This window comes from Chitinophaga sp. W3I9, assembly GCF_050434025.1.
Lineage (GTDB): Bacteria > Bacteroidota > Bacteroidia > Chitinophagales > Chitinophagaceae > Chitinophaga.
The window spans coordinates 15,001-17,500 of record NZ_JBNPWC010000001.1; the positions used below are offsets into that span (position 1 = coordinate 15,001).

The window sequence follows — 2,500 nt, forward strand, 5'->3', positions numbered from 1 at the left end:
CATCGGCCATGAGGGGCTTAACTTCTCTGTTCGGAATGGGAAGAGGTGAACACCCTCGGCATAACCACCATAAGATCTTTTTTGCTGTTACAGCAAACTAATAAGATAACATATCGGGAAAGTTGTATTCTAAGACTCTTTAGCGTAATATTTAAAAAATTAAAGCTTACGGGCAATTAGTATTACTCGGCTGCGATGTTACCACCCTTACACCTGTAACCTATCAACGTCGTAGTCTCCGACGGCCCTTAAAAGTAAACTCATCTTGAAGCAGGTTTCACGCTTAGATGCTTTCAGCGTTTATCCTATCCATACATAGCTACTCTGCACTGCACCTGGCGGCACAACAGATACACCAGCGGTATGTACGACCCGGTCCTCTCGTACTAAGGTCATGTCCTCTCAATTTACTAACGATCACAACAGATAGGGACCGAACTGTCTTGCGACGTTCTGAACCCAGTTCACGTGCCACTTTAATCGGCGAACAGCCGAACCCTTGGGACCTTCTCCAGCCCCAGGATGTGACGAACCGACATCGAGGTGCCAAACCTCACCGTCGATATGAGCTCTTGGGTGAGATCAGCCTGTTATCCCCGGAGTACCTTTTATCCTTTGAGCGATGGCCCTTCCATACAGAACCACCGGATCACTTTAGCCTGCTTTCGCACCTGCTCGGCTTGTTTGCCTCACAGTCAAGCACCCTTATACTAATGCGCTCTGCGTACGATTACCAACCGTACTGAGGGTACCTTTGCGAGCCTCCGTTACCTTTTAGGAGGCGACCACCCCAGTCAAACTACCCACCAAACAATGTCTCCCATTACTGGGATTAGACTCTAAATAACAGAAGGTTGGTATTTCAACGATGACTCCACAACTCCTGGCGAAGCTGCTTCATAGTCTCCCAACTATCCTACACATCTGGCATTCAAAATCAATGTTAAGTTGTAGTGAAGGTTCACGGGGTCTTTCCGTCCCGTTGCGATTAACCGGCATCTTCACCGATACTACAATTTCACCGAGCTCGTGGTAGAGACAGTGTACAACTCATTAGACCATTCGTGCAGGTCGGAACTTACCCGACAAGGAATTTCGCTACCTTAGGACCGTTATAGTTACGGCCGCCGTTTACTGGGGCTTCAGTCAGAAGCTTTGGATTGCTCCGAACATCCTTCCTTAACCTTCCAGCACCGGGCAGGTATCAGGCTCTATACGTCATCTTTCGATTTTGCAGGGCCCTGTGTTTTTGTTAAACAGTTGGTTGTACCATTTTACTGAGGCCGCATCACTGCGGCACGCCTTATCCCGAAGTTACAGCGTCAATTTGCCTAGTTCCTTTACCACGGATCACTCGAGCGCCTGAGAATACTCATCTCGACTACCTGTGTCGGTTTACGGTACGGGCTGCTATAAACGAACCTTAGAAGTTTTTCTTGGAAGTCTGATTAGGGATACTATCAGCGCGGCCGAAGCTTTGCTGTACTATCAGGCTTCAGCAAGTCTGGCGGATTTTCCTACCAAACCTATACCTACACCCTTTAACGCACTATTCCGTAAGTGCGCGATCCTTTCACTACTCCGTTACTCCATCGAATTTATAGCAGGTACTGGAATATTCACCAGTTTGCCATCAGCTACACCTTTCGGCTTTGCCTAAGGACCCGACTAACCCTGATCCGATTAGCGTTGATCAGGAACCCTTAGTCTTACGGCGATAAGATTTTTCATCTTATTTATCGTTACTTATGCCTACATTTTCTTTTCTAAACGCTCCAGCATGTTTCACAACACACCTTCGATGCAGTTTAGAATGCTCCCCTACCGTCTAGTACATTCATACTAGGCCTAAAGCTTCGGTTATATGTTTGATGCCCGATTATTTTCCGTGCCCAAACCCTCGACCAGTGAGCTGTTACGCACTCTTTAAATGAATGGCTGCTTCCAAGCCAACATCCTGGCTGTTTTAGGATTTGAACCGCGTTTGATCAACTTAACATATCATTAGGGACCTTAGCTGTTAGTCTGGGTTATTTCCCTCTCGGCCATGGACCTTAGCGCCCACAGCCTCACTCCTGGAGATTATATTATAGCATTCGGAGTTTATTAGGGTTTGGTAGGCGGTGAAGCCCCCTAGCCCAATTAGTAGCTCTACCTCTATAATACGTCTATATCCAAGGCTGTTCCTAAAAACATTTCGGGGAGAACGAGCTATCTCTCAGTTTGATTGGCCTTTCACCCCTATCCACAGGTCATCCCATAGCTTTTCAACGCTAATGAGTTCGGGCCTCCAGTTAGTTTTACCTAACCTTCACCCTGCCCATGGATAGATCACAAAGTTTCGCGTCTACCCCCACTGACTGATTCGCTCTGTTAGAACTTGCTTTCGCTACGGCTCCGGTACTGAAGACCTTAACCTTGCCAGTGAGGAGTAACTCGTAGGCTCATTATGCAAAAGGCACGCCGTCACTCATTGCTGAGCTCCGACCGCTTGTAAGCG

General features: G+C 47.4%; 2 rRNA genes (both running past the window's edge). Both read right to left on the reverse strand.

Features of this window, described 5'->3' with window-relative positions:
- Positions 1-72 (reverse strand): 5S ribosomal RNA (gene rrf / locus QFZ51_RS00045) (it extends 40 nt beyond the left edge of the window).
- Positions 73-156: 84 nt separating this feature from the next.
- Positions 157-2,500, reverse strand: a 23S ribosomal RNA gene (locus QFZ51_RS00050); it runs 544 nt beyond the window's last position.